We start from the raw sequence: 21,579 nt of genomic DNA, 5'->3' as shown, positions 1-21,579 counted from the left end.
TTAAATCCAACCTCATCCTACCGATATAAATGATACGGAACTTTTTAGCAAAACCTGCGTCTAATGTAGTAGGGCAAGTAGTAAATTGTGGGAAGGAGTTACTGTAGGACATGCCGTTCATGCTCATGTGATATGCACAGTGTGCAGTTCATATAGAAAAAATATCGAAAAATGTCATGAAGAGAGGAGTATTCACTTGAAAAAACTAGTATCGATCTTTTTAGCACTGGCACTCATCGTTACATTAATTCCAGTGTACGGTCCGGCGAGTCAAGTTGATGCCGCAGGGAGTTTCTTTATCTTCCCGAATGAGAAGGATAAGAAAGATTCTGCCCGTATTGTTTCTAGTAAATACGTAACACTAAACGGAACCATTAATGGCGTTGTAGGTTCTTCTATCAGCTATAAGGTAGAGCAGATTACTGCAATCAATGACACTGTATTGAACTCTACAGAGGATATTACAACAGGAATAACAACGACAGGTGATAACCAGCTTACGGTTTCTAATGTAGAACTCTTTCCAGGCTTGAATAAAATTACTTTCAAAGGAGTAGCGGGAACTTCTACACAAGAAGAGTCGATATACATAGAATTTCGTGACAGCCCGATGCTGAATGATTTGCGGATTTTATTTGAAAATCAAGCGTATGACGTGCTAGAGGATGGCGTAACGATGCTTTACACTAGTGCCCAAACTCAAGCATCTACAGGGGTTATTACCATTGATGGTTATGCTCCTAATGCCACGAAGGTAACTGTCGATATCAACAATTACAGCTATGATTTTAACGTTTCCCAAACGGGTAATTTTCGCTTTACAACATCCCAGCTTACCATTAACAAAGGGATGAACGCAATTACGTTTAAGGTAACAAATGCAGGACAGATTATTGAAACAACACGCCAAGTTATGCTTTATAGTGGCGAAGTAACATACTATAATGAGAAGCTTGATAACAACAACATTGTCTATGATCTGAGTAATAACGGTAATTACTCTGTAGATATGAGTGAAGATCTTAAGCTGACAGGTAAAGCTATTATCCCTTGGCCGTTATATGATGTTGTGAATAATGGGACCACTGAAGTACCTATTAGTGATATTAGGAATGTACTTGAACGTAACATGAGTATGGAAATAGACGGAGTGACTCCCCAACCAACGTTGGAAGTAATAGGTTGGGATCCGGTAACACCAAATGACAAGACACGATACATTACTGTAGACTATAGTTACTTACTGCCAAGTACATTGTCTTTCAATACACCTATTAAAGTGACTATGATATCACCAAATTTTACTCAATTTGATGATGAGACTACTAGACAGTTTACTTTAAGAGATGGTACAAAAGCTTTCATCGCAGACGTTAACTATTTATCGGGTTATGATGCAAATATAACTTCAAGAGATCGCATTATAGCTCTTCAATCAACCGATATAGACCCTCTTAAGGGAGTAGAAGTATATGCTATGCCGATGGCGGTTGAATTGCTAATAGCTAATCATTCAAAACTAGGTCTTCCTTCAACGATTGAAAGCCAGTTGTCTGCAACGATTAACGGCATAAGCTATCCAGATAAACCATTTAAACTTATTAAGGATACGAATGGTAACCTTATTACTGAAGAAATTACGAGAAAAGTAGATGGTATAGATGTAACGTATCTTCGCGTGTTCCTTGAGTTTTCAAAGCTTGATAAGTCAGGGACAAATAATATCGGCTTTACGTTTACCGATGCTACTAATGCATCGACAGATGTGAAATATGCTATCTTTAAACTTCAGTATGGACCATATGTGAAGTTCGACAACATTGTGAATGGTATGAGTGTCAATTACGATTCTTATAAAGATGACAGTGAAGATATTATTAAACGAATTGGCTATTTAGTAGGCCGCATCATGAACATTGCCAACAATGAAGATATCGTTTATAAAGATTTCACAACAGCAGATGGTAGACAGAAACGGCAAACAGTATTTTTATACTTGAATAATGTTGAAATTCCGATTAATAATTACAATGAATCTAATGATAAGTTGCCGTTGTTCCGTCCAAATGGGGTTACCATGGATGTCAATGGAAATGTAACAACCGTTGATGATGATCTTATTAAACTTTTATCGTCTATTATTAATCATGCCGGAGAAAATACAGTTAAGTTTGTATTTCGTTCAAGCGACTATAGTTATGAAAGCACGATGAAGTTCAGTGTAGTTCCGACAAACTTACCGTCGGTTCCAGCTCCTAATACAGATGGCGTTTATCCATATACAACAAGTAACTGGCCTCCTTCGTCAAGTGATTCAAAGTTCACTTATACCAATGGAGTTTATACAACAACAGAGGCTCAATTTAACGTATTTGGAACGTTTGATTTTATTGATTTAGGAACATCTGTAGATAATGTCAGAGATTCACTTGCTAGTCCAGATATTCCAAAGGATAATTATGCTGTCCATATAAGTAATCCTAATTGGGGAAATGAAAAGATTGAGTGGAACTTAAGTATGCCATTCAAATCAACGGACAAGCAGCGTAAAGTTGACAAGCTAGGTGGAGAAGATACAGCGGATATAATATATAATAGCGGACAACGAGACGCGTCAATCCCTCAAGCTAATGTTACATTTTATTATAATCGTACAGATCAAAACTTTTTCTTTAATATTACGAATCAGGAAATGCCTGCAGATGGAAGCCCGTTAGTGTATGTTATAACGGTGTACAATGCTGGTGAAAGTGGTCCACGAGCAACGTATCGCTTAGAGATAAACCCAATCTCTATTCCTTTTAGTATTAAGTCACCAGTAGAAGAAGAACGTGTGGTTAATAAAAACTTTGTAGAAGTGATTATTTCATCTCCTGGTGCTGAATCAATTACGATTGGAAAGCAAACGATGGAGAAGGTTGATTATTATGATTACGATAAAGGTACATCATCAACTTTCCAGGCTTTCCGAGCAGTAGTGAGTGATTTAAAAGCAAACAAGGACACAAAGATTACATTTACTATTAAGCGCGGCGAAACAACTACCACAGGTAGTTTTAATGTGAAGTATGTACCGACAAATATACCGGGTGCGCAGTATCTTGAGACGATGAAAAGCTCTCATAAGGTGTTTAATAATACTTTGGCCTTAACGTTCCCTAAAAATACGAACTTAATACGTCCGAAGTATAATGAAGCTGCTAATTATGCAACTCAGGTATTTAATAATCATGAAGTATTGTTTGCCATTGCCAATCCAAACGATGGTATTGTGAATCGACATATGTTCGAAACACAGCCACCAGATTATTCAGCGAATAGTCAAGCAACAGGCGATCTTCATATTAAGACGAGATTTGAAAGCTTTGCGAACCGCTTCATTAAAGCAAGTCCATTGTTCTGGATTGACGCTGGTCTAGCCGATGATCCGGATATATCTTCACCACAGTACGACCCAATTACAAGCGGTTTAGATCCATTCCCATTTCCGAATATTGTAGGGAAGCATACAGGCAACTTTGCTAGCCGCTATGGTCAGGTGAATCGTGAGCTTGTTCCAAGTAACGCAGGCTCACTATCAATAACGTACGATAAAAGCATTGTACAAAGCGCTGGAACGTCGATAACGGTCTTCCGCTTTGATCCATACGCTAGTACGTGGGAGAACATTGGCGGTGTCGTTGACGATAAGAAGGGTACAATCACTGTTCCTTTCGAGAAGTTCGGGTACTATGTGGCCGTGAAGCTAACTCGCAGCTACAACGACATCATTGACCATAGCTACGCACGTGAAGCAATGGAAGCGATCTACTCTAAAGGAGTCATGAACGCGGTTGAGCCGGTGAATCGCTTTGGTGGAGATGAGTACATTACACGTGGAGAATTTACACGTATGATTGTGCGTGCACTTGATCTTCCGCTGAACTACTCTGGAAGCCTGCATTTTACGTACTATCCAGAAACGATTACGAATGCAAGCAATTCCAACTCTATCTATGATTATCGTTACATTGAAACAGCTGCTCGTGCGGGCATTGTAAATGGAACAAGACCTGGCTTCTTCGGTGAGGATGTGTCCATTACTCGTCAAGACGCGGCAGTTATTCTGGCTCGTGCATTGGAGCTTAAGCTAGAAACGAACTCAACAAAAGCAAGACAACAGCTAGATAAAGCATTCCTCGATGGAGGAAACTTCGATTTCTATGCGATTCCTGCAGTACTTGCAATCCAGAAGAAAGGCTTTATTGTAGGTAAGCCGATTAACAGTGCTGATCCAAAAGCGGGCTCGATCTTCGATCCAAAAGCGAGAATGCTGCGTAGTGATGCGGCAATCATCATGGCACGTGTTATGAACAGCTTGAAGAAGCTGCCTGCAATTTATAATTAATTTGAAGCAAGAGCGGTATGAGAGGAGACTCTTGTACCGCTTGGTGCTATAATGAAACGATGGTAAAAGTTTGGTATCGACTTCAATTCTAGTACAGGCTATACTATTAATAGAAATTTGAAATAAAAATTTCCATCACACTTCCTGAGCCAGCTACATAAAAACTTCTGATTTGAACGCAACCTTTTCACTTTTCGCGCGTCTAAATGAATGTAAGTTTGATTGAGAGGTCAGGGAACCTGGAATTCGGAAAGATTTGGAATGAAAATTCAACTTCCTCTTTACGGTCTGGGCACAACATTGTATAATGTTATAGTGATACACGTAATCTAGCACCAATCTCTCATTGTTTACAAGTTTCTACAGCGTGTAACTTATCTAACAGTCATGCTCGTAGACATCATTTAATATTACGTGCTCTACTCTAGGAAGGGGGTGAACTGGCTATGAGTAAAACGAGCCATTTATTATCAAAACAAAACTCTCAACAACCGAAGCAATTTAGAGGAGGAGAAAAAAAGGTTATGAAAAAAAGTTTATCTCTATTAGTTGCAATTGCAATGGTATTCTCCATGTTTGCAACTGTTGTATCTGCTGACGGTAAAGCAGCAGGTCAAAAACTCCAAGATCTTGGAGTGATTAAAGGTACATCCGCAGGTCTTGACGAAGACAAAGAATGGTTACGTCAAGATGTAACAGTTCTTGTTGCACGTCTACTAGGTGCTGAAGAAGAAGCTAAAGCACACGCTAATACACACGGCTTTGAAGATCTTGATTCTAAGTTCTACAACGGTTTTGTGTCTTGGGCTAAAGAAGAAGGTTATTTCACTGGCGAAACTACTACTAGATTCGGCGTAGGTAACCCAATCACTAACCAACAATTTGCAGCAGTTCTTCTTCGCGTTCTTGGCGCAGATAAAGACGTTGCATATGCTGACGTATTCGAAAAAGCAGTTGAACTAGGACTAGTTTCTGAAGATCTTGACAAAACTGCTAACGCTATCCGTGGCGACATCTACAGCTCTCTAGTAACTGCTCTTGATTACAAAATCGATGGCAAAACACTAGGTAATATCCTTGGTCTTAAAGGATATGAAATTACTGAGCTTGACATTGCAAAAGCTTCAGCTGTAGTTTCTAAAACAATTACGGTAGAATTCAACACTGAGCTTGAAGCTCTTAAATCTGCTGATGTTTCTGTGAAAAATGCTGACGGTGTTAACCTTCTAATTGAGAAAGTTTCATTCGAAGGTAAAGTTGCTACAATCGCACTTAGCGACAAGCTTTCTAGCACTAAAGCTTACACTGTTACTATTGCTGCTGCAAAATCTAAAGAAGGTTTTGAAGCTCAAAACCTATCTGCTGAAGTTACTTACAACAAAGCAACTCCAGCAACAATCGCTTTCCCTTCTAAAACTGTAGTATCTGGCAAGACACTACAAGTTTTAATCAAAGATGCTAACGGCAACGATGTAACTGCTGATTTCATCGATAACGTAGATGTTTATACTACTAACGACAACGTTATTAAAAGTAATCTTGAAGCTGATCAAACTGGCGATTCTATCGTAAACGTATCTCTAGTTATTGACGAAGATGAAAATGTTAAGATTGAAACAGGAAATGAAATTATTTCTGTAGTTGCTCTTACTTCTCTTGGCGTAACTGATGTTTCTATCGACAGTGACAAAGCATCTGACAACAACGTAACTCTATATCAAGATAAAGAAAAACCTCTAAATATTCTTATTGCTGCTAAAGACCAAAGTAATAATGAATATAAAAGTGTAGAAGGCGGTTTGGGCGCGTTTGACGCTATCACAATCAAATCTCTTAACCCAGCTGTAGTTTCAGTGGATAACGAAACACTTACAGCTAAAGCACTTCAAACTGGTTCTGCAACAATTCAAGTTACTGCTGAATTTGGTGGTGTAAAATCTACTAAAAACGTAGTAGTTACTGTTAAAGCTGCTAAAGCTCTTGCTGGTCTTGAGCTAAGTACTTCTAGCCTAAGAATTGCTGCTGGCGATGAAGTTAATGTTGACTACACAGTAGAAGTTAAAACTGTTGACCAATATGGCGAGCCAATCGACTTTGCTGGTGACATCACAGTTGATCCTAGAAATGACAAATTTGATGCTACTGAAATCAAAAACGATAATGATGGTACACGCGAGTTTGAAGTAACTGGTACTGAAAATGGTTCTACTACAATTAGATTCTCTATATCAAAAGACGGCAAAACTTATACAAAAACTCTAAGTGTTACACGTGCTGACGTTAACGGTCTTGGTGGTTACCTAACTGATAATAAAGATGTTCTAGATTTAACACCTCTAGACACTAACGCCGCAAAAGGTGCTTCTGATACTACTACAATCGAAGTATTCAAAAAGGACAGAAATAACGTTAAGTTTGCTACAGTAAACGACGCTAAATTTGCTTCCTTGAATACTGACATTGCAACTGTGGATGAAAATACTGGTTTAGTTACAGCAGTTAAAGCTGGTAAAGCAACAATCACAGTAACAGTTGGTAACAACATCGTTGATAGAGTTATTATTGAGGTAATTAAATCTGAATCTCAACTTAAAACAGTTAAGCAAGTAAAAGAAACAATTAAAGTTACTGCGGGTAACTCCATTGTTGGTGAGCTATTCGGTAACGGTAAAGCTCTTGAGCTAGTAAACCAATACGATAAAGAGTACACAGTTCAAGCTGGCGATTACACAATTGCTACTTCTCACTCTGGTATTGTAGATGGTAATGGTCTTGCAATTGACAAAGGTACTGCTACAATTACTGTTGGTATCAACGGTACATTCTATGTAGTAAACGTAGTAGTTGAAGAATAGTCAATTTGATATTCTCTAAAAGATTCCCCTCAAATGAGGGGAATCTTTTTTTGTTACGTGCAACTTTTTAGTAGTTTATTTCGTTATACGTAGTAGAAGAGGAGGGGTATTGTTGTTCATAAATAATAAGAAATTGAAAAATTTGTTTATGGTTATAATTGTTTTTTGTTTTTTACAAGGTTCATTAGTGTCACAATCGACAGTTGTGGAGGCAACAGGAATCGATTCATCAGTTACGATTCGTTCTGGAGTGCACGTAACTCTATATGATGCTCAATTAGTAAAGGATGAGACGGGCAATCTTGCTGCTTACACTATCGTAATTCATAACAATTCTAACAGTACAGTTAACCTTATTGATTATTGGGCAAGAATTAAAGGAAGCGATGGTAAGTCTTATGTAACGAAACTAATTAGTGAGGATATGGAGAAAAAATATGTAATCCCTAAGACGACTACATATCTTACGTATTATGCTTATGTTGATGAGAAAGAAAAACTATCTGATCTTAAACTTGATTTGATCCAATGGGACTTTGGAGTTAATAATTACGAAAAAGTAATTGGACATATTAAGACAACCTCTGATGGTACAACACCATATAAGCAAGCTGAAGAAATAAACATAAACAAAACTTTGCTTAATGTTCTAGTAAGCAGTTATAAGATGTATTCAGATAAGCAGTACACATATTTAAGTTTTAATACTACGATTCGTAACAAGGCCAATAGCGCTATTGATTTAAGCACTTTAAAGTTTTACTTGAATGATGGTAAAGGAACGTTAGTTGAATTGTCATCTAATGAGCTCTCATTAAAACCCCAAGAGCGTAAAAGCTTTATATTAAACGGTGTTGTTGCGAATAACTTTGTTAATAATAACGTATCTTTAGTTGTTATGCATCATAACGAAGCTTCAGCTTTTAGCGTTCCTAAAGCAACGTTAAAATTACCTAAGCTTTCTAATACATCCGTAAACAATGCAAATATAGAAACTCAATATAGTATTGGCAGTACAACATTAGCTTTGACGATGAAAGAAAGCTCATTGAGTTACACGAATAATAAAGCAACACTCGACTCGAGTGTGGTATTCGAAAATAAAAGTAATAGTAGCGTTAATTTACCTGATTTTGAATTCTTCGTTAAGACGTCAGAAGGATTTTTATATCCTTTAGCTATGTCCGAAAAAGAATCGATCAGTCTATTGCCAAAAATAAAAAAAGAAATTAAGCTTGAAGGTGAAATTCCACAAAATATAAAGCTTAGTACAAGTGAAATTATTGTTTTCATTAAAGGTGACGAAGGTAGTCAAAGTAACTATTTGGGAAGTTATAATATATTAGTCGGTACCTCTGATGAAACGGTACAAAACACATCGAGCTCTGCAAAATATAATGAGATGCTAATTGAACAGGTTTCGTTGCAACGTACACCTAATGGAGTAAATGACTTACTTATTGCAGAATTTAAAATAACGAATCAGGGTAAGCAAGGAAAGGGTAAGCTTCCTATAACAGGTGTTTTTGAATTAGACGGAGTTAAGCTTTCTTCTGAAAGTACTAAGCTCGTAAGCTTAGATCGTCTCGTAGCTGTATCTCCAGGTCAAAGCTATCGTGTGATTGCTTATACCGAAATTCCTTATGTTCAGGAGGCAGAAAAAATTGTATTTAGCATGAAGGAACAAGCAGATGAAGGAGTTAAGGACATACATGCATTCGAAGTATCTAGATTAAGTAATGCCCAGCTTCTTGCGAGCAACCAAAACTATGTGATTGACACATTGGGCGGTCGTGGTGAAGTCGCTATACTTAGCTCTTCTATTTACGCAGGAAAACAAACCGATCTTTTCCTTGCTAAACTGCAATACACGAACAATGAAAAACGTGCTACAATACCAACTCAATTGAAAGGTTATATAGAGAATAGCAAACAAGATATTGTTGATTTGGATATCAAAAACTATGACACAAGATTATTGCCCGATGGACGGGTGATTATTTATGTGTCAGCACAAATTCCTAAAAATTATGAGGATAAGAAAATTAATCTATACTTTGGTGAAGCTTTAGGTGGAACAGAAGAGGAGCTTGCGAATGTAGTTATTAATCCTGCTTATACATCTCATATTGTGCACTCTGCAACTCCATTAAATGAATTAAGCGAAATACCGATCATGCAATACGACTTATCAATATATGATGTTCAAACTATAATAACAAGTTCGGATGGTTGGTCAATTGATACGATTCAATTAGATTTTAACTATGATCTCGTTGTTAGGGAAAATTCTGATTCCTATAGTGATATTGAGAAGATAGTTGTTGAGTATGTTGATGCTGAAGTAGCTTCAGTGAACTTCTCTAAGTCATACAGTGTGGGAGATCAGTCGGATGAAAATGGATTGCACTTAGGAAATAAAAAGACGATATCAATGAATTATAGAAACTCAGTTATTAATGCCTTAAGTCTTAATAGATTTAAAATCAATGTATATGCTGAGTATAAAGACCATAAAAAATTAATTGCTACGAAAGAGCTTCAATTCGGAACAATAAACTAACGAACTCTCTAGCAATTCTTCTCTTAATCTAGTATCTTAATATAAGAGAGAGGAGATGAACGTATGAAACAGATGTCATTAAAAAAGCTAGGGGCTGCATCTATTCTAGCCATTGGTATCATTACTGGAGTCGTACTCGGTAATGCATTGACGGTTGGAACGAGCTCAGTGACACCAGGAACCGTTAATGATCCTGTCGTTACGAAAAGCTATGTCGATGAGCAGATCGCTAAGCTAGGCGGCAGTGGTGCTTCTGGAGGTGGTTCATCTTCGGCAAGTCAAGCACTAGAGGTTGTAACCGTTCCTGTTGGCAAAACGTTAATGGTGAATGCTGGTAGTGAAGCTGTCGTTCGCGGAGGCAAAGCTATCGCATACAGCTCAGATGCTAACGGTATATCGGATGTAACGGCGGGTGTTGATATTAAAAAAGGTTCACCTGTACCTGCCAATCATCTAATATGGTTCCCTCGTGAGGGTCGTGGTATTCAAGCTTCTTCAGATTCAAAAACATCATTAATTGTTTTAGTTAAAGGCACTTATACTTTAGAATAATTTTATAGGATGATTGAAAGGCTGCTCTAGGTCGATGAACTGACCATATGAGCAGCCTTTTTCTTTTGAACATTCTAACAGATATTCGCGTATGCAACTCAATTGGATAAAGAGCAAAGATTAGCCAAGCTTGTCAAAACTTCATCAGCGTATAACCGTGGCTCACAGCCATACTATGTTTGTAATCATCTTCTAATGTTAAAAGGAGGAATTGACGATGAGCAGACGAAATCAAGTCGTTGTTCCAGAGGCGAAGGCTGCGCTTGAAGCGATGAAGTATGAGCTAGCAGCGGAGCTTGGATTATATGCCGCACCGGCTCAAGATCTTAATTCAGAATTCGCTGATGAATTAGGGGCAGCAGCGACTCCTGTGAAAGGCTCAATTGACTGGGCAACTGTATCGACAAGAAATGTAGGATATATTGGTGGTTCCATTACGAAACGTCTCATACAGCAAGCAGAGCAAGTGTTAGGCCGAATCTAGGTTTTGCCGCAACGTAATCTAAGATTCTGCATAATAACTGGGAATTTGACTTGCATTGACACGAAGCTTGATTTTCTGTATTATTCTATCTTAGAAGTGTTGTAATCAACCTTTTCCTACGGGAAAAGGTTCATTTTTTGTGTATAAGGTTATTCTTATATATATAAGCTATGGGAGGTTGATACGGATGTCGGTAAAAGGACGCCACTTATTCACATCAGAATCAGTAACAGAAGGTCATCCCGATAAAATTTGTGACCAAATATCTGATGCGGTTCTAGATGCATTTTTGGAAGCCGATCCTAATGCGCGTGTTGCATGTGAGGTTTCTGTTGCGACAGGCTTAGTGCTTGTTATTGGGGAGATTACGAGTAAGGCTGATTATATTGATATTTCAGCAATTGCTCGTCGTACAATTAAGGAGATCGGTTACACACGTGCAAAGTATGGCTTTGACTACAGCACCTGTGCAGTATTGACGTCACTGAATGAGCAGTCCGCTGACATTGCTCAAGGGGTTAATGCAGCGCTAGAGTCTCGTGATGGTAAAGATGTTAATCAAGAGAATGAGGACATTGGTGCTGGTGACCAAGGTTTAATGTTCGGCTTCGCAACGAATGAGACGCCTGAGCTTATGCCGCTTCCAATCGCGCTATCACACCGTATCGCCCGTCGTCTGTCTGAAGTACGTAAAAACGGTAAATTAGATTACTTACGTCCGGATGGTAAAACACAAGTTACGATTGAGTATGAGGATGGCAAGCCGGTTCGTGTAGACACAATCGTTGTTTCTACTCAGCATGCTGAAGAGATTACTCTTGCTCAAATTCAATCTGATATTATGGAGCATGTTATTAAGCCAGTTGTACCTCAAGAGTGGCTTGATGAGCAAACAAAATATTTCATTAACCCAACTGGCCGCTTTGTTATTGGTGGACCACAAGGTGATGCTGGTCTAACAGGCCGTAAAATTATCGTAGACACGTATGGCGGTTATGCACGTCATGGCGGTGGAGCATTCTCCGGTAAGGATCCAACGAAGGTTGACCGTTCCGCTGCATATGCTGCTCGCTACGTAGCTAAAAACATCGTTGCTGCTGGTCTAGCGGATAAATGCGAAATTCAATTGGCTTATGCGATTGGTGTTGCACAGCCTGTATCCATCAACGTAGATACGTATGGTACTGGTCATGTTGCTGACGAGAAGCTAGTTGAGATCATTCGTAAAAACTTTGATCTTCGTCCTGCAGGAATCATTAAAATGCTTGATCTTCGTCGTCCTATTTACTCTCAAACGGCTGCTTACGGACATTTTGGCCGTACAGATATCGATCTACCGTGGGAGCGCGTAGATAAAGCTGAAATTTTGAAGCAAGACGCAGGTCTTTAATCCCATAAGTTAGAAACTTTTAAGTCAGATTTTACGTCTAATGTGATTAGATGCAGAGTCTGGCTTATTTGTTTTGGAAAGGAGCATGCACATCGTTTTGTGACTTAAGACCCTTCATTTTGAAGACGAAAAAACCGACAAATATGGTACGAGTGTAATTTGAGGAGTGTGAATGATGCGGGGAAAACAAAAACTATCTTTGATCATTGCAATTATTATGTTATTACAAATAGCGCTTCCTGCGAGCCTGGTACAGAAGGAAGCAGCTGCGGCTACTTTGGGACCAGTCGTCGTCAGCTTAAGTCCAGCAGACGATTCAACGAATGCACCATTGCGCCCAACTTTTAGAGTAACGTTTGATGAAAATATCGTGAAGCACGATAACAACAAAAAAATAACGGTATATCGTTACAATGATAATGCTGAGATTGATTCGATTACGATGAGCAACTCAAGCATTTCGATCTCGAACAATGTATTATCATTTAGCTTTAAGAGCAATGCATTTGCGCTAGATACTGAATATTATGTGCTCATTGAAGCAGGAGCAGTAGCTAACGAATCTAATGGTGCATTGTTTACAGGTATTCATTCGCCTATTCAGTGGAACTTTAAAACTATTGCAACAACCGATACGATAAAGCCTACACTAACAAGCTCTAATGGTCTATGTTTGACTTCCGGCACGTGCAATACGACATTGCCCATTAATACGTCACTTACTTTCACATTTAGTGAACCAGTGTACGTAGCGAGTGGAAGCATAACACTTTCGAGTACCTCAGACAATCGTTCTATTCCGGTGACTTCTTCAGAGATCGTTGGGAGTGGTACGAATACCATTACGATTACTCCAAGTACAGTATTAAAGCCACTAACGTTATATACAGTTAAAATTGACAGTAATAATATCATTGATGCATCTGGTAATACGTATGCGGGTGGAAGCTGGAGATTTAACACGGCAGATAGTCCTGTAAAACTAACTTCTGTATTTCCTATTAATGGAGCAACAAATGTCAATCTATCAAGTAATCTTGAACTGGAATTTGATAAAAACGTTCAAGCAGCTTCCAACAAAAAGATTCAAATTCGTAACGTAGCAACGAATGAGTTGGTTTTCAACGAAAATGCAACGAGCTCACGTGTGAAAATAGACGGCAATAAGGTAACGATTGATCCATCTCGTGATTTCAACAGAAACTCAACATACTATGTGACAATCGAATCAGGTGCTTTTTTCGTGTCAGGCAATCCTGCCGAGGTTTACTATGGCCTATTAAATGCAACGGATTGGAGATTCCAGACAGGATACGGTAATGATACGACAGCCCCTAAACTGGATACCTATTCACCGAGCAGAAACAGTACGTCTGTTGGGTCAGCTGAAAAACTAATTTTAACGTTTTCTGAACCCGTGTATGTAAGAAGTGGAAATATCGAAATCCGTGAGTATAATTCTGGAGCGATTTATCGCAGCATTGATGTAACATCGAGCCGTGTAAATGGTGGTGGAACAAATCAGCTAACCATTGATCCTCACGTAGCACAAACAGGAGAAAGCTCAAAGTCTTTCACGGTTGGTACTCGTTATTATGTAACGATCGATAAGCAGGCACTCGTTGATGTTGCAGGTAATGCATTTGAAGGTATAACGAATAAAAATTACAGCTTTACAGTTTCTTCGCAGCAAACAGGTCCACAACTAACATCTCTATCACCTGTGAATTTAAGTACAACGGTAGCAACGACAAATGAGAAGTTTAAGCTGACATTTGATAAGCCTGTACAGGTGAATCAACATAGCAGCGGGGCAACGATCTATAGCGTTTCAAGTCGATCAACGGATGTGACAGCGGTTCTTACGGTCGATCCAAAGGACAGCAAGGTTGTCAATCTAACACCTGCAAGTGCGCTTGATCCTAACACAGATTATTATATTCATATTGAGCCAAACTCTATCGTCGATCAAAGCGGCAATTATTTTGTAGGTATTAAAAATCAGTATCAATGGAAATTCAAAACACTAGGTGGAGATACAACGCCACCATCAATCATAAAAACAGAGGTAAGCGGCAATACGATTCGCATCGTCTATAATGAGCTGCTGAAGGAAACATTGAATCCTTCACCTGCTAGCTATTATGTGACGGTTGCAGGTAATGCGCGCAATATTAACAGTGTAAAAGTGGAAGGAAACGTCGTATTCCTTACCTTGTCATCGAGTGTGACCAACAATCAGCAGGTACTCGTGTCCTACAGTAAGGGCAGAACTGGGCAGATTCAGGATCTGACAGGCAACGAAGCACCGGATTTTGCTAATCGAGTAGCTACGAATGGATTCACAGAAGCGAATCCAGTTGTCACATCCAGCAGCTATAGTGGAAGCACAATTACGTTAACCTTCAGCGAAACGCTAGACACGCTTAACTCCTTAGCGTATACACAGTTTGTCGTTACGGCTAATGGGCGAGCTGTTACGATTCAGCGGTTATCTCAGTCAAATAATAGTCTTGTATTTACGATGAATCAATCGATCGCTTCGAACTCTACAGTTATCGTTAACTATGTTCAAGGGCTATATCCGATAAGCGGCTTATCTAACAATAAGGTTGCGTCATTCTCGCACACTGTAGGAACGACAAACAACAGCGGTGGCGGTGAAGTAGCAGGACCACCTACGCTACAAACGATATCAGTAGTTGCTGATAAGCTGTTCTTGAAATACAACAAAACGTTGAACTCTAGCACCAAGCCAGGTACTTACCAATATTCCGTGCTTGTCAACGGCCGTACGACTTCGGTTCGTTCTGTTGATCTGACGACGGATACCGTTGTGCTGACACTTTCTTCAACGCCAGCTGCAGCAGATACGGTATACGTTACTTACTACGGTACGGGATCAACACTGCATGATAATAGCAACAATGCTGCAGCTTCATTCTCTAGTGTGAAGGCAACGAACGGTACAACCGATGGAGGCAGTGACAAAACAACCGTATCCGTACAAGGGGCAGTGATTAAGGGAGACACCATAACGATTAATTTCTCTGGTGCATTGGATGCAGGCTCTGTGCCAAGCGAGACTAATTTCCTTGTTCGAATATCAGAAAATGTAAGAGTAATCTCTAATATAACGATTAATGGATCGCAGGTGACATTGAAGCTGAATAGCGCAGCGAAAGTCGGCGAAACAGTAAAGGTATCTTACTTTAATACGAATAGCTCGCTTCGCAGCTCTGCAGGCATAGCGGTCAATGGCTTTACCGACCTGAACGTTGCGAACCAAACAACCGTGCTTGATGCTCTGTCGAACGACTATGCGTCCCATGCGAACGGCATTATTATTAAAACATCAGCAAGTACAACAAGCAGTGACATCTCACCAGGCGGATATACAGTTAATCGATATACGATCGCAACAGAAAAGCTTACAACGGCGATCTCAACGTTATCGGATGCAAAGCTTACGGAGTCACAGCTAATCTTCGAGGTGCCGGCATCAGAGCGCGCAGCGATTGTTGCGTATTCGATCTCTGCACTGGAGTATGCCGCAAGAAAAGGCGACTTTACATTAGTGGTGAAGCATGGTGACAAAACATACTCGCTTCCAGTAAGCTCTATTGACGTCAACGCGGCTGCAAGAGCACTTGGAGGAAGCTCTGTTTCTAACTATTTGAAGGTTGTGCTTGAAGAAGGAGATACACCAGCGACATCCTCACTCGTTACGGCAATTAACCGAAGCGGTGCTACGCTGCTGGAAGGACCGTATTATTACGATGCACTTATCGTAAACGGTTCGCAAACTCAACCTGCGAAAATAACGGGTAATCTTACACGTACGGTGAACACGACGCGTTCCATTACGTACAATAACACGACAGCCGTGTTCTATGATGAGGTCGTTGGTCAGATCTCTTACGTACCAACAACGTTTAGTAAATCAGGCAACACGACAACGATAACGTTTAAGCGTCCAGGCAACAGCGCCTACGCCATTGTCTCCAACAACAAGCTATATAGCGATTCATCTAAGCATTGGGGTCTTAGCTCAATCTCATTGATGACACGTAAATTTATAGCGGAAGGTCACAGTGCAACGAACTTTAATCCAAAAACAAATATTACACGCGGTGAGTTCGCTACGTATATTGTTCGTGGATTAGGTCTAAGTGCGAATAAAGATGCAGCGAAAAAATTCAAGGATGTGAACAGCAATTCGGTAATGGGCGGCTATATCGGTGCTGCTGTTGAAGCTGGCCTTGTCTCAGGTGTATCAGCGACATCCTTTGAACCGAACAGCTACATCACTAGACAGGATATGGCACTTATGATGATTCGCATGGCCAATGCCGTTGGTCTTGATACGAAGCTGAATGCTACAGCTGATAGTGTACTAAGCGGCTTCAAGGACAAATCATCCGTGAGCTCCTATGCAAGAACTGGTCTTGCGCAAGCTATCGAAATTGGCATTATCTCTGGTACATCAACAACGGCTCTATCACCTAAGAGTAATGCTGAGCGTGTACAAGGAATCATTATGATCCAACGTGTACTCGAGCGTGCAAATTATTTACAAAAGTAATCGTACACAGCATATAGAAGAGGCTGGGACAAAACTAGCTTCTCATAAACAAGACAGGGATGAAATCGATTCAGATTTCATCCCTGTTGCATATTGCTTGTTATTATCGGTGAAAACTTACGTCCTCACCGCATACTTTCTCAAGTTAACAGCCATTAATGCTAGTCCAATATCATATTCGACTTTAGATTTCCCTCGAAGCATAAAACGAGTGAAACCTAAATTAGCCTTCAAGAAGGCAAAAACTGGCTCTACGTCAATTTTTCGTTGGCGGTAGAGCTTGTTTGTTTTGTCTTCTGAAAGCTTCTCTCTCACATAGGCTTTTTGCTGCTCCCATGTTTCATTGATCATGAGCGTACGATTCGTTCCCTCTTGTGCTTTGGTGCAGGTAGAACGGAATGGGCAGCCTGTACATTCTTCACATTCATATAGCTTAAATTTTCGCATAAAGCCTGAGCGGTCTCTGCGCGTAACATAGCGCTGAAATAGAAGTTTCTTCTCATTGGGGCACAGATAGTGATCTTGCTCTGCATCGTACTCCCAATTACTCGTTTGGAAAGGGTCTGTCTTGAATCTTCTTTTTTGCTCGTTCAAGTAATGAGCATACGTGAGCAGAGGTGTACGGTTGATCTTCGTTAAAATATGATCATAATTTTGTTCACTGCCATAGCCTGCATCCGCAACAATATGTTGAGGTAATTCAAAGTATTCTTCTTCAATGGTATGTAGGAATGGAATCAACGTTTTTGTATCGGTTGGGTTAGGGAAAATGCCATAGGCCAACGTGTATTGCCCTTCGGTTGCAATTTGGACGTTGTAACCAGGCTTGAGTTGTCCGTTTTTCATGTAGTCGTCTTTCATACGCATGAAGGTGGCATCATGATCTGTTTTAGAATAGCTGTTGCGTGCACCTAAAATGTCTAGATCCTTTTCATATTTTTGTTTACGTCCAATCCATTCTCGAACCTGCTTGAACATTTGCTTAGGCGTTTTGCGTTGACGGCGTAGCTGCTTACGCTCAGCGACGTCCTCTGTATGAGCGATGGTTTGTGTGTAGTCCTCTACAACTTCCTCTAGTTTTTCTGCGATTTCATGCAGTTGTTCATTGGAAAGCTGCTCATCCTGTTCACGAGCCATTTCAGGAATGATCTTGTTGTTCAGCAGTTCATTGTAGAGCTGATTGGATTGTTCAATGAGTCTGCGGTGATGCTTTTCGATGGCTTTTTTCCAAACGAATGTAAACTTATTCGCATTGGCTTCGATCTTTGTACCGTCAATAAAAATAGCATCCTGATCAATGAGCCTTTCTTCAACGAGATGACAACGAAACTGAATAAAGCATTGATGGATAAGAGTTTTCATTTCGGAATGGATACGAAAACGATTAATGGTGCGGTAGCTAGGCTCATATCCTTGGGCTAACCACATCATACGAATGCTGTCCTTCGATAAGGCTTCGATTTTTCGACCTGAAAAAGCAGACTGAGTATAGCCGCATAAAATAAGTTTGAGCATCATACGTGGATGATAAGCTGGACAACCTGAATGACGAAGAAATGAAGCAAAGGCTTCATCTGGAATACTTTCTACAAGATGATGGATATGAAACGCAATGTCGTTTTCTTGTAATTTAACTTCTAAATCTAGAGGCAAAACTAATTGATTCATGTTATAATCTTTAAACATAAGGAACACCTTTCCTGTTGGATTTGTTTTGTGGTGATTCAATTTTAACAGATGGTGTTCTTTTTGTATTTAAAAATATTAAAGCCGTTGAAATTTTACTCGTCGTAAAATTTCAACGGCTTTCTTTTTTTGTTAGGGCTGGGTTTTGTCCCAGCCTCATTATATTTATTGGCAATTCTTGCTTAGATTAGATGGTTTTAAAGCTGTCGTATCATTCGAACATTAATAGATTCTAATCTATGAAATAAATTACCAGTCGCGGGCAACTTTCTATCTTCTCTTGTAGTCTAATATAATAGAGTAAAGAGATAGGAGAGAGACTAATAGATGCAACGCTACACGATAAAGAAGCTATTTACGAATAAAAAGACAATGATTCTACTTATTTCTGGTGCATTGATTGTTGCACCAATCCAGTCATTGCTGCCAGCTTCAGTGACTGGCCTTAGCGATCGTGCTTACGCTGCTACTGCTCAGCAGCCAAAGCTAACGGTGAATGGGGAAAGCATTATTTCTTCTGGAGTTATACGCAAAGATTACACATTTACAACGACGCGAGGGAGCAAGCAAATCTCTACTGGCGTTCATGTGCTGGAAGTAGACTTGTCTAATCCATATATCTCCCTGCAGGCGATTAACGGGAAGAACGGTGAAGTCGGTACAAGAACGAATATGATGACGATGGCTACGAACTCTGGCGCAATTGCAGCGATTAATGGTGATGTGTTTAATATGTTCAGAGAAGGTGCGCCGCTTGGCTCGCATATTGTATCTGGAGACATGCTTGTTAGCCCATCGTTGTTAAAAGGGATGTATGCGTTTGGCATAACTGCGGATAAAAAACCTTCGATTGATTCTTATGTATTTGAAGGCGTTGTAACGGCATCGAGCGGATCAAGCTTCCCACTTTCAGGCATTAATCAATCCACCTACAGTTCAGACGTTACGAGTGAAGCTTATAGCCATTATAATCGTTTATTTATTTATACAAGCGCATGGGGCGGGAAGGAAAGACCCGCAAGCTCAGGTACGACACCAACAGAAGTGCTTGTCGTAGATAATGTGGTGACGGAAATTGTCCATAACGGCACCATTACTTCTTCCATTCCTGAGAATGGGTACGTACTGCGCGGACATAAGGATGCAGCAAACTTCTTGCTTGGCCTGACCGAAGGAGATACGATCAACGCAGAGTATAGCTTGATCTCACAGACAACGAAGAAAAAGATTGATCCTAGCAGCTTTGACATGATGGTAAGCGGACATACCTTGCTCGTTGAAAACGGCAAAGCTTCAAGCTTTTCACGTGATATTACAGGAGTGAGCGGAAGCTCCTACACCTCTCGTACAGCGATTGGTTATTCCGCAGATGGCAAGAAGGTGTATATGGTGACAGCCGAACGATCCGGCTCCAATACTGGTCTAAGCTTAAGAGAGCTGCAGACAGTTATGGTGAAGCTAGGTGCTCATAAGGCTGTTAATCTAGATGGAGGCGGCTCTACGACGATGGTAGAGCGCAAGCTGGGCTACACTTCGCTATCGCTTGCTCATGCGACACAAGAGAGCTCCATGCGTGCGGTGGCTAATGGCATTGGTGTGTTCACATCTGCGCCACAGGGCTCATTGAAAGGACTCATTGTAACAGGCTCGCAAAAAATGCTTATTGGCCAAACAGCGACCTTTAATCTAAGAGGTTACGACACGCATTATAATCCGATCGAGATAGCTGGAACACCTTCATGGTCTAGTGAAGGCGGTGCAGGAGTATTTGCAGGAGATGTATTTACAGCGAAATCAGCTGGTACAGCGACCGTAACAGCGAAGTCTGGATCTGCTTCCGCATCGATGAAGGTTGAGGTTGTCGGCAGTGATCAATTGAAGTCACTCGTGTCCATGTCAGGAGTAGGCGCCCTATCAGCTGGAGCGACTGTTCCAGTCTCACTTAAGGCGACTTTAAACAATGGAGATCAATATACGCTTAGTGGAAATCATTTAACATGGGAATTTGTAGGCTTTGATGGTACATTTAAAGACGGTACGATTAAAGTGAATGCTGTAACCAATGGGGCTAAAAATGGCTATGCGATTGCTCGTTACGGAGATGTCGCTGCCATGATTCCATTTACGAATGAGATGTCCACCTCTACGGTAGAAAGCTTTAACAATGTCGGCTACAGCATTACGAGTGAAGTTACACCGGCAGACACAACGAAAGGAAGCGCGAAGCTTGTAGCGGGTGCTTCATCCGATAGTAAGGACAAAGCACTGCAGATCAGCTATGATTTCACTGCAGGCACAGGCACGAAGGCATCCTACGCGAAGCTAGGAACAGCAGGACGCACATTGATGGCCGGCTTAAACGGATTATCTTTGGATATCCTCGGCGATGGCAGCAACAATTGGCTGCGTGCTGAGTTAATAGATGAAGACAACAAGATCCATTATGTAGATTTGGCGAAGTCCGTGAATTGGACAGGATGGAAAAATATAAAAGTTGATGTAGACAGCAGTCAGATGAAGGGTGCACTGAAGCTGAGACGCATCTATGTCGTTACGGTTGATTCAACGAAAGCTGGTGTTGCTCCGACAGGAAGCATTACGATCGATAATATCGTTCAATACGGACAGAATCCAAACTCAACCGCATCGAGCTCGAATGTCATAAAGTTGACACTGGATAGCAAGCAAGCTTTCGTTAACGGCAAGGCGGTACAGCTGGAGGTTGCTCCAACATTGAAGGATAAATATACGTATCTACCTGTACGTTTCATTACGGAGCAGCTCGGTGCTCAGGTCAGATATAAAAACTCTGCAAAGCGCGTTACTGTTCTAAGCGGAAGCAATATGTTCGAAATGAAGCTGAATGATAAGAAGTACATTCTTAACGGCAAACGCTATGAGGCAGAGGTTGAACCATACGTGTCTCAAGGTAGAACGATGATCCCTGTTCGCTTATTCTCAGAAAAGCTAGGCTACAAGGTGACATATAACCATGCAGAGCGCAGCATAACGATACAGTAACAAAATATCGTTCTCATACTAGTTATGGTATAATTGTGAAAGCAATTTATGTAAAG

8 protein-coding genes and 1 pseudogene are annotated in these 21,579 nt (G+C 40.4%); 8 read left to right on the top strand and 1 reads right to left on the bottom strand.

From position 1 onward, the window contains the following. The first annotated feature begins 196 nt into the window (after positions 1–196). From NSQ99_RS01625 to NSQ99_RS01595, 7 genes are all read left to right on the top strand, one after another. On the top strand, positions 197–4,387 hold the full coding sequence (locus NSQ99_RS01625; protein ID WP_340834599.1) for an S-layer homology domain-containing protein: 4,191 nt from the start codon (positions 197–199) through the stop codon (positions 4,385–4,387). 446 nt (positions 4,388–4,833) lie between these two features. Then, positions 4,834–7,242: an Ig-like domain-containing protein gene (locus NSQ99_RS01620; RefSeq protein ID WP_340834598.1), complete on the top strand. Its 2,409-nt coding sequence runs from the start codon at positions 4,834–4,836 to the stop codon at positions 7,240–7,242. Between the two features lie 133 nt (positions 7,243–7,375). Beyond that, the gene (locus tag NSQ99_RS01615; RefSeq protein WP_340834597.1) at positions 7,376–9,805 is read left to right on the top strand and encodes a hypothetical protein; all 2,430 of its coding nucleotides are present in this window, start codon (positions 7,376–7,378) and stop codon (positions 9,803–9,805) included. 63 nt (positions 9,806–9,868) lie between these two features. Beyond that, the gene (locus NSQ99_RS01610) at positions 9,869–10,357 is read left to right on the top strand and encodes a hypothetical protein (RefSeq protein WP_340834596.1); all 489 of its coding nucleotides are present in this window, start codon (positions 9,869–9,871) and stop codon (positions 10,355–10,357) included. A gap of 217 nt (positions 10,358–10,574) precedes the next feature. After that, a complete protein-coding gene (locus NSQ99_RS01605) occupies positions 10,575–10,841 on the top strand; it encodes an alpha/beta-type small acid-soluble spore protein (RefSeq protein WP_251670047.1) in 267 nt (88 codons plus the stop codon). Positions 10,842–11,028: 187 nt separating this feature from the next. Further along, positions 11,029–12,231, top strand: coding sequence for a methionine adenosyltransferase (metK, locus tag NSQ99_RS01600; protein ID WP_251670045.1), 1,203 nt, complete (start codon positions 11,029–11,031; stop codon positions 12,229–12,231). A 172-nt stretch (positions 12,232–12,403) separates the two neighbouring features. Then, complete coding sequence (locus tag NSQ99_RS01595; RefSeq protein WP_340834595.1) at positions 12,404–16,816, top strand: Ig-like domain-containing protein; 4,413 nt, start codon at positions 12,404–12,406, stop codon at positions 16,814–16,816. A gap of 132 nt (positions 16,817–16,948) precedes the next feature. On the opposite strand, the pseudogene NSQ99_RS01590 reads toward NSQ99_RS01595, so the two are convergent. Further along, positions 16,949–18,502, bottom strand: a pseudogene (locus NSQ99_RS01590) (IS1182 family transposase); the annotation flags it as partial. 327 nt (positions 18,503–18,829) lie between these two features. On the opposite strand from NSQ99_RS01590, the gene NSQ99_RS01585 reads away from it, so the two are divergent. Further along, positions 18,830–21,523, top strand: a complete 2,694-nt coding sequence (locus tag NSQ99_RS01585; RefSeq protein WP_340834592.1) for a stalk domain-containing protein — start codon at positions 18,830–18,832, stop codon at positions 21,521–21,523. Positions 21,524–21,579: the final 56 nt, after the last annotated feature.

It is taken from the genome of Paenibacillus sp. FSL W7-1287, from assembly GCF_038004245.1.
Classification (GTDB): domain Bacteria; phylum Bacillota; class Bacilli; order Paenibacillales; family Paenibacillaceae; genus Pristimantibacillus; species Pristimantibacillus camelliae.
Note: the sequence above shows the minus strand (reverse complement) of the source record. Positions and strands in the feature narration are given on the sequence as shown.

What these genes read in the sequence shown, in the direction of transcription:
- NSQ99_RS01610 (WP_340834596.1), top strand. Translation starts at nt 9,869, where the DNA reads ATGAAACAGATGTCATTAAAAAAGCTAGGGGCTGCATCTATTCTAGCC.
- metK (WP_251670045.1), top strand. Translation starts at nt 11,029, where the DNA reads ATGTCGGTAAAAGGACGCCACTTATTCACATCAGAATCAGTAACAGAA.
- NSQ99_RS01585 (WP_340834592.1), top strand. Translation starts at nt 18,830, where the DNA reads ATGCAACGCTACACGATAAAGAAGCTATTTACGAATAAAAAGACAATG.
- NSQ99_RS01605 (WP_251670047.1), top strand. Translation starts at nt 10,575, where the DNA reads ATGAGCAGACGAAATCAAGTCGTTGTTCCAGAGGCGAAGGCTGCGCTT.
- NSQ99_RS01595 (WP_340834595.1), top strand. Translation starts at nt 12,404, where the DNA reads ATGATGCGGGGAAAACAAAAACTATCTTTGATCATTGCAATTATTATG.
- NSQ99_RS01620 (WP_340834598.1), top strand. Translation starts at nt 4,834, where the DNA reads ATGAGTAAAACGAGCCATTTATTATCAAAACAAAACTCTCAACAACCG.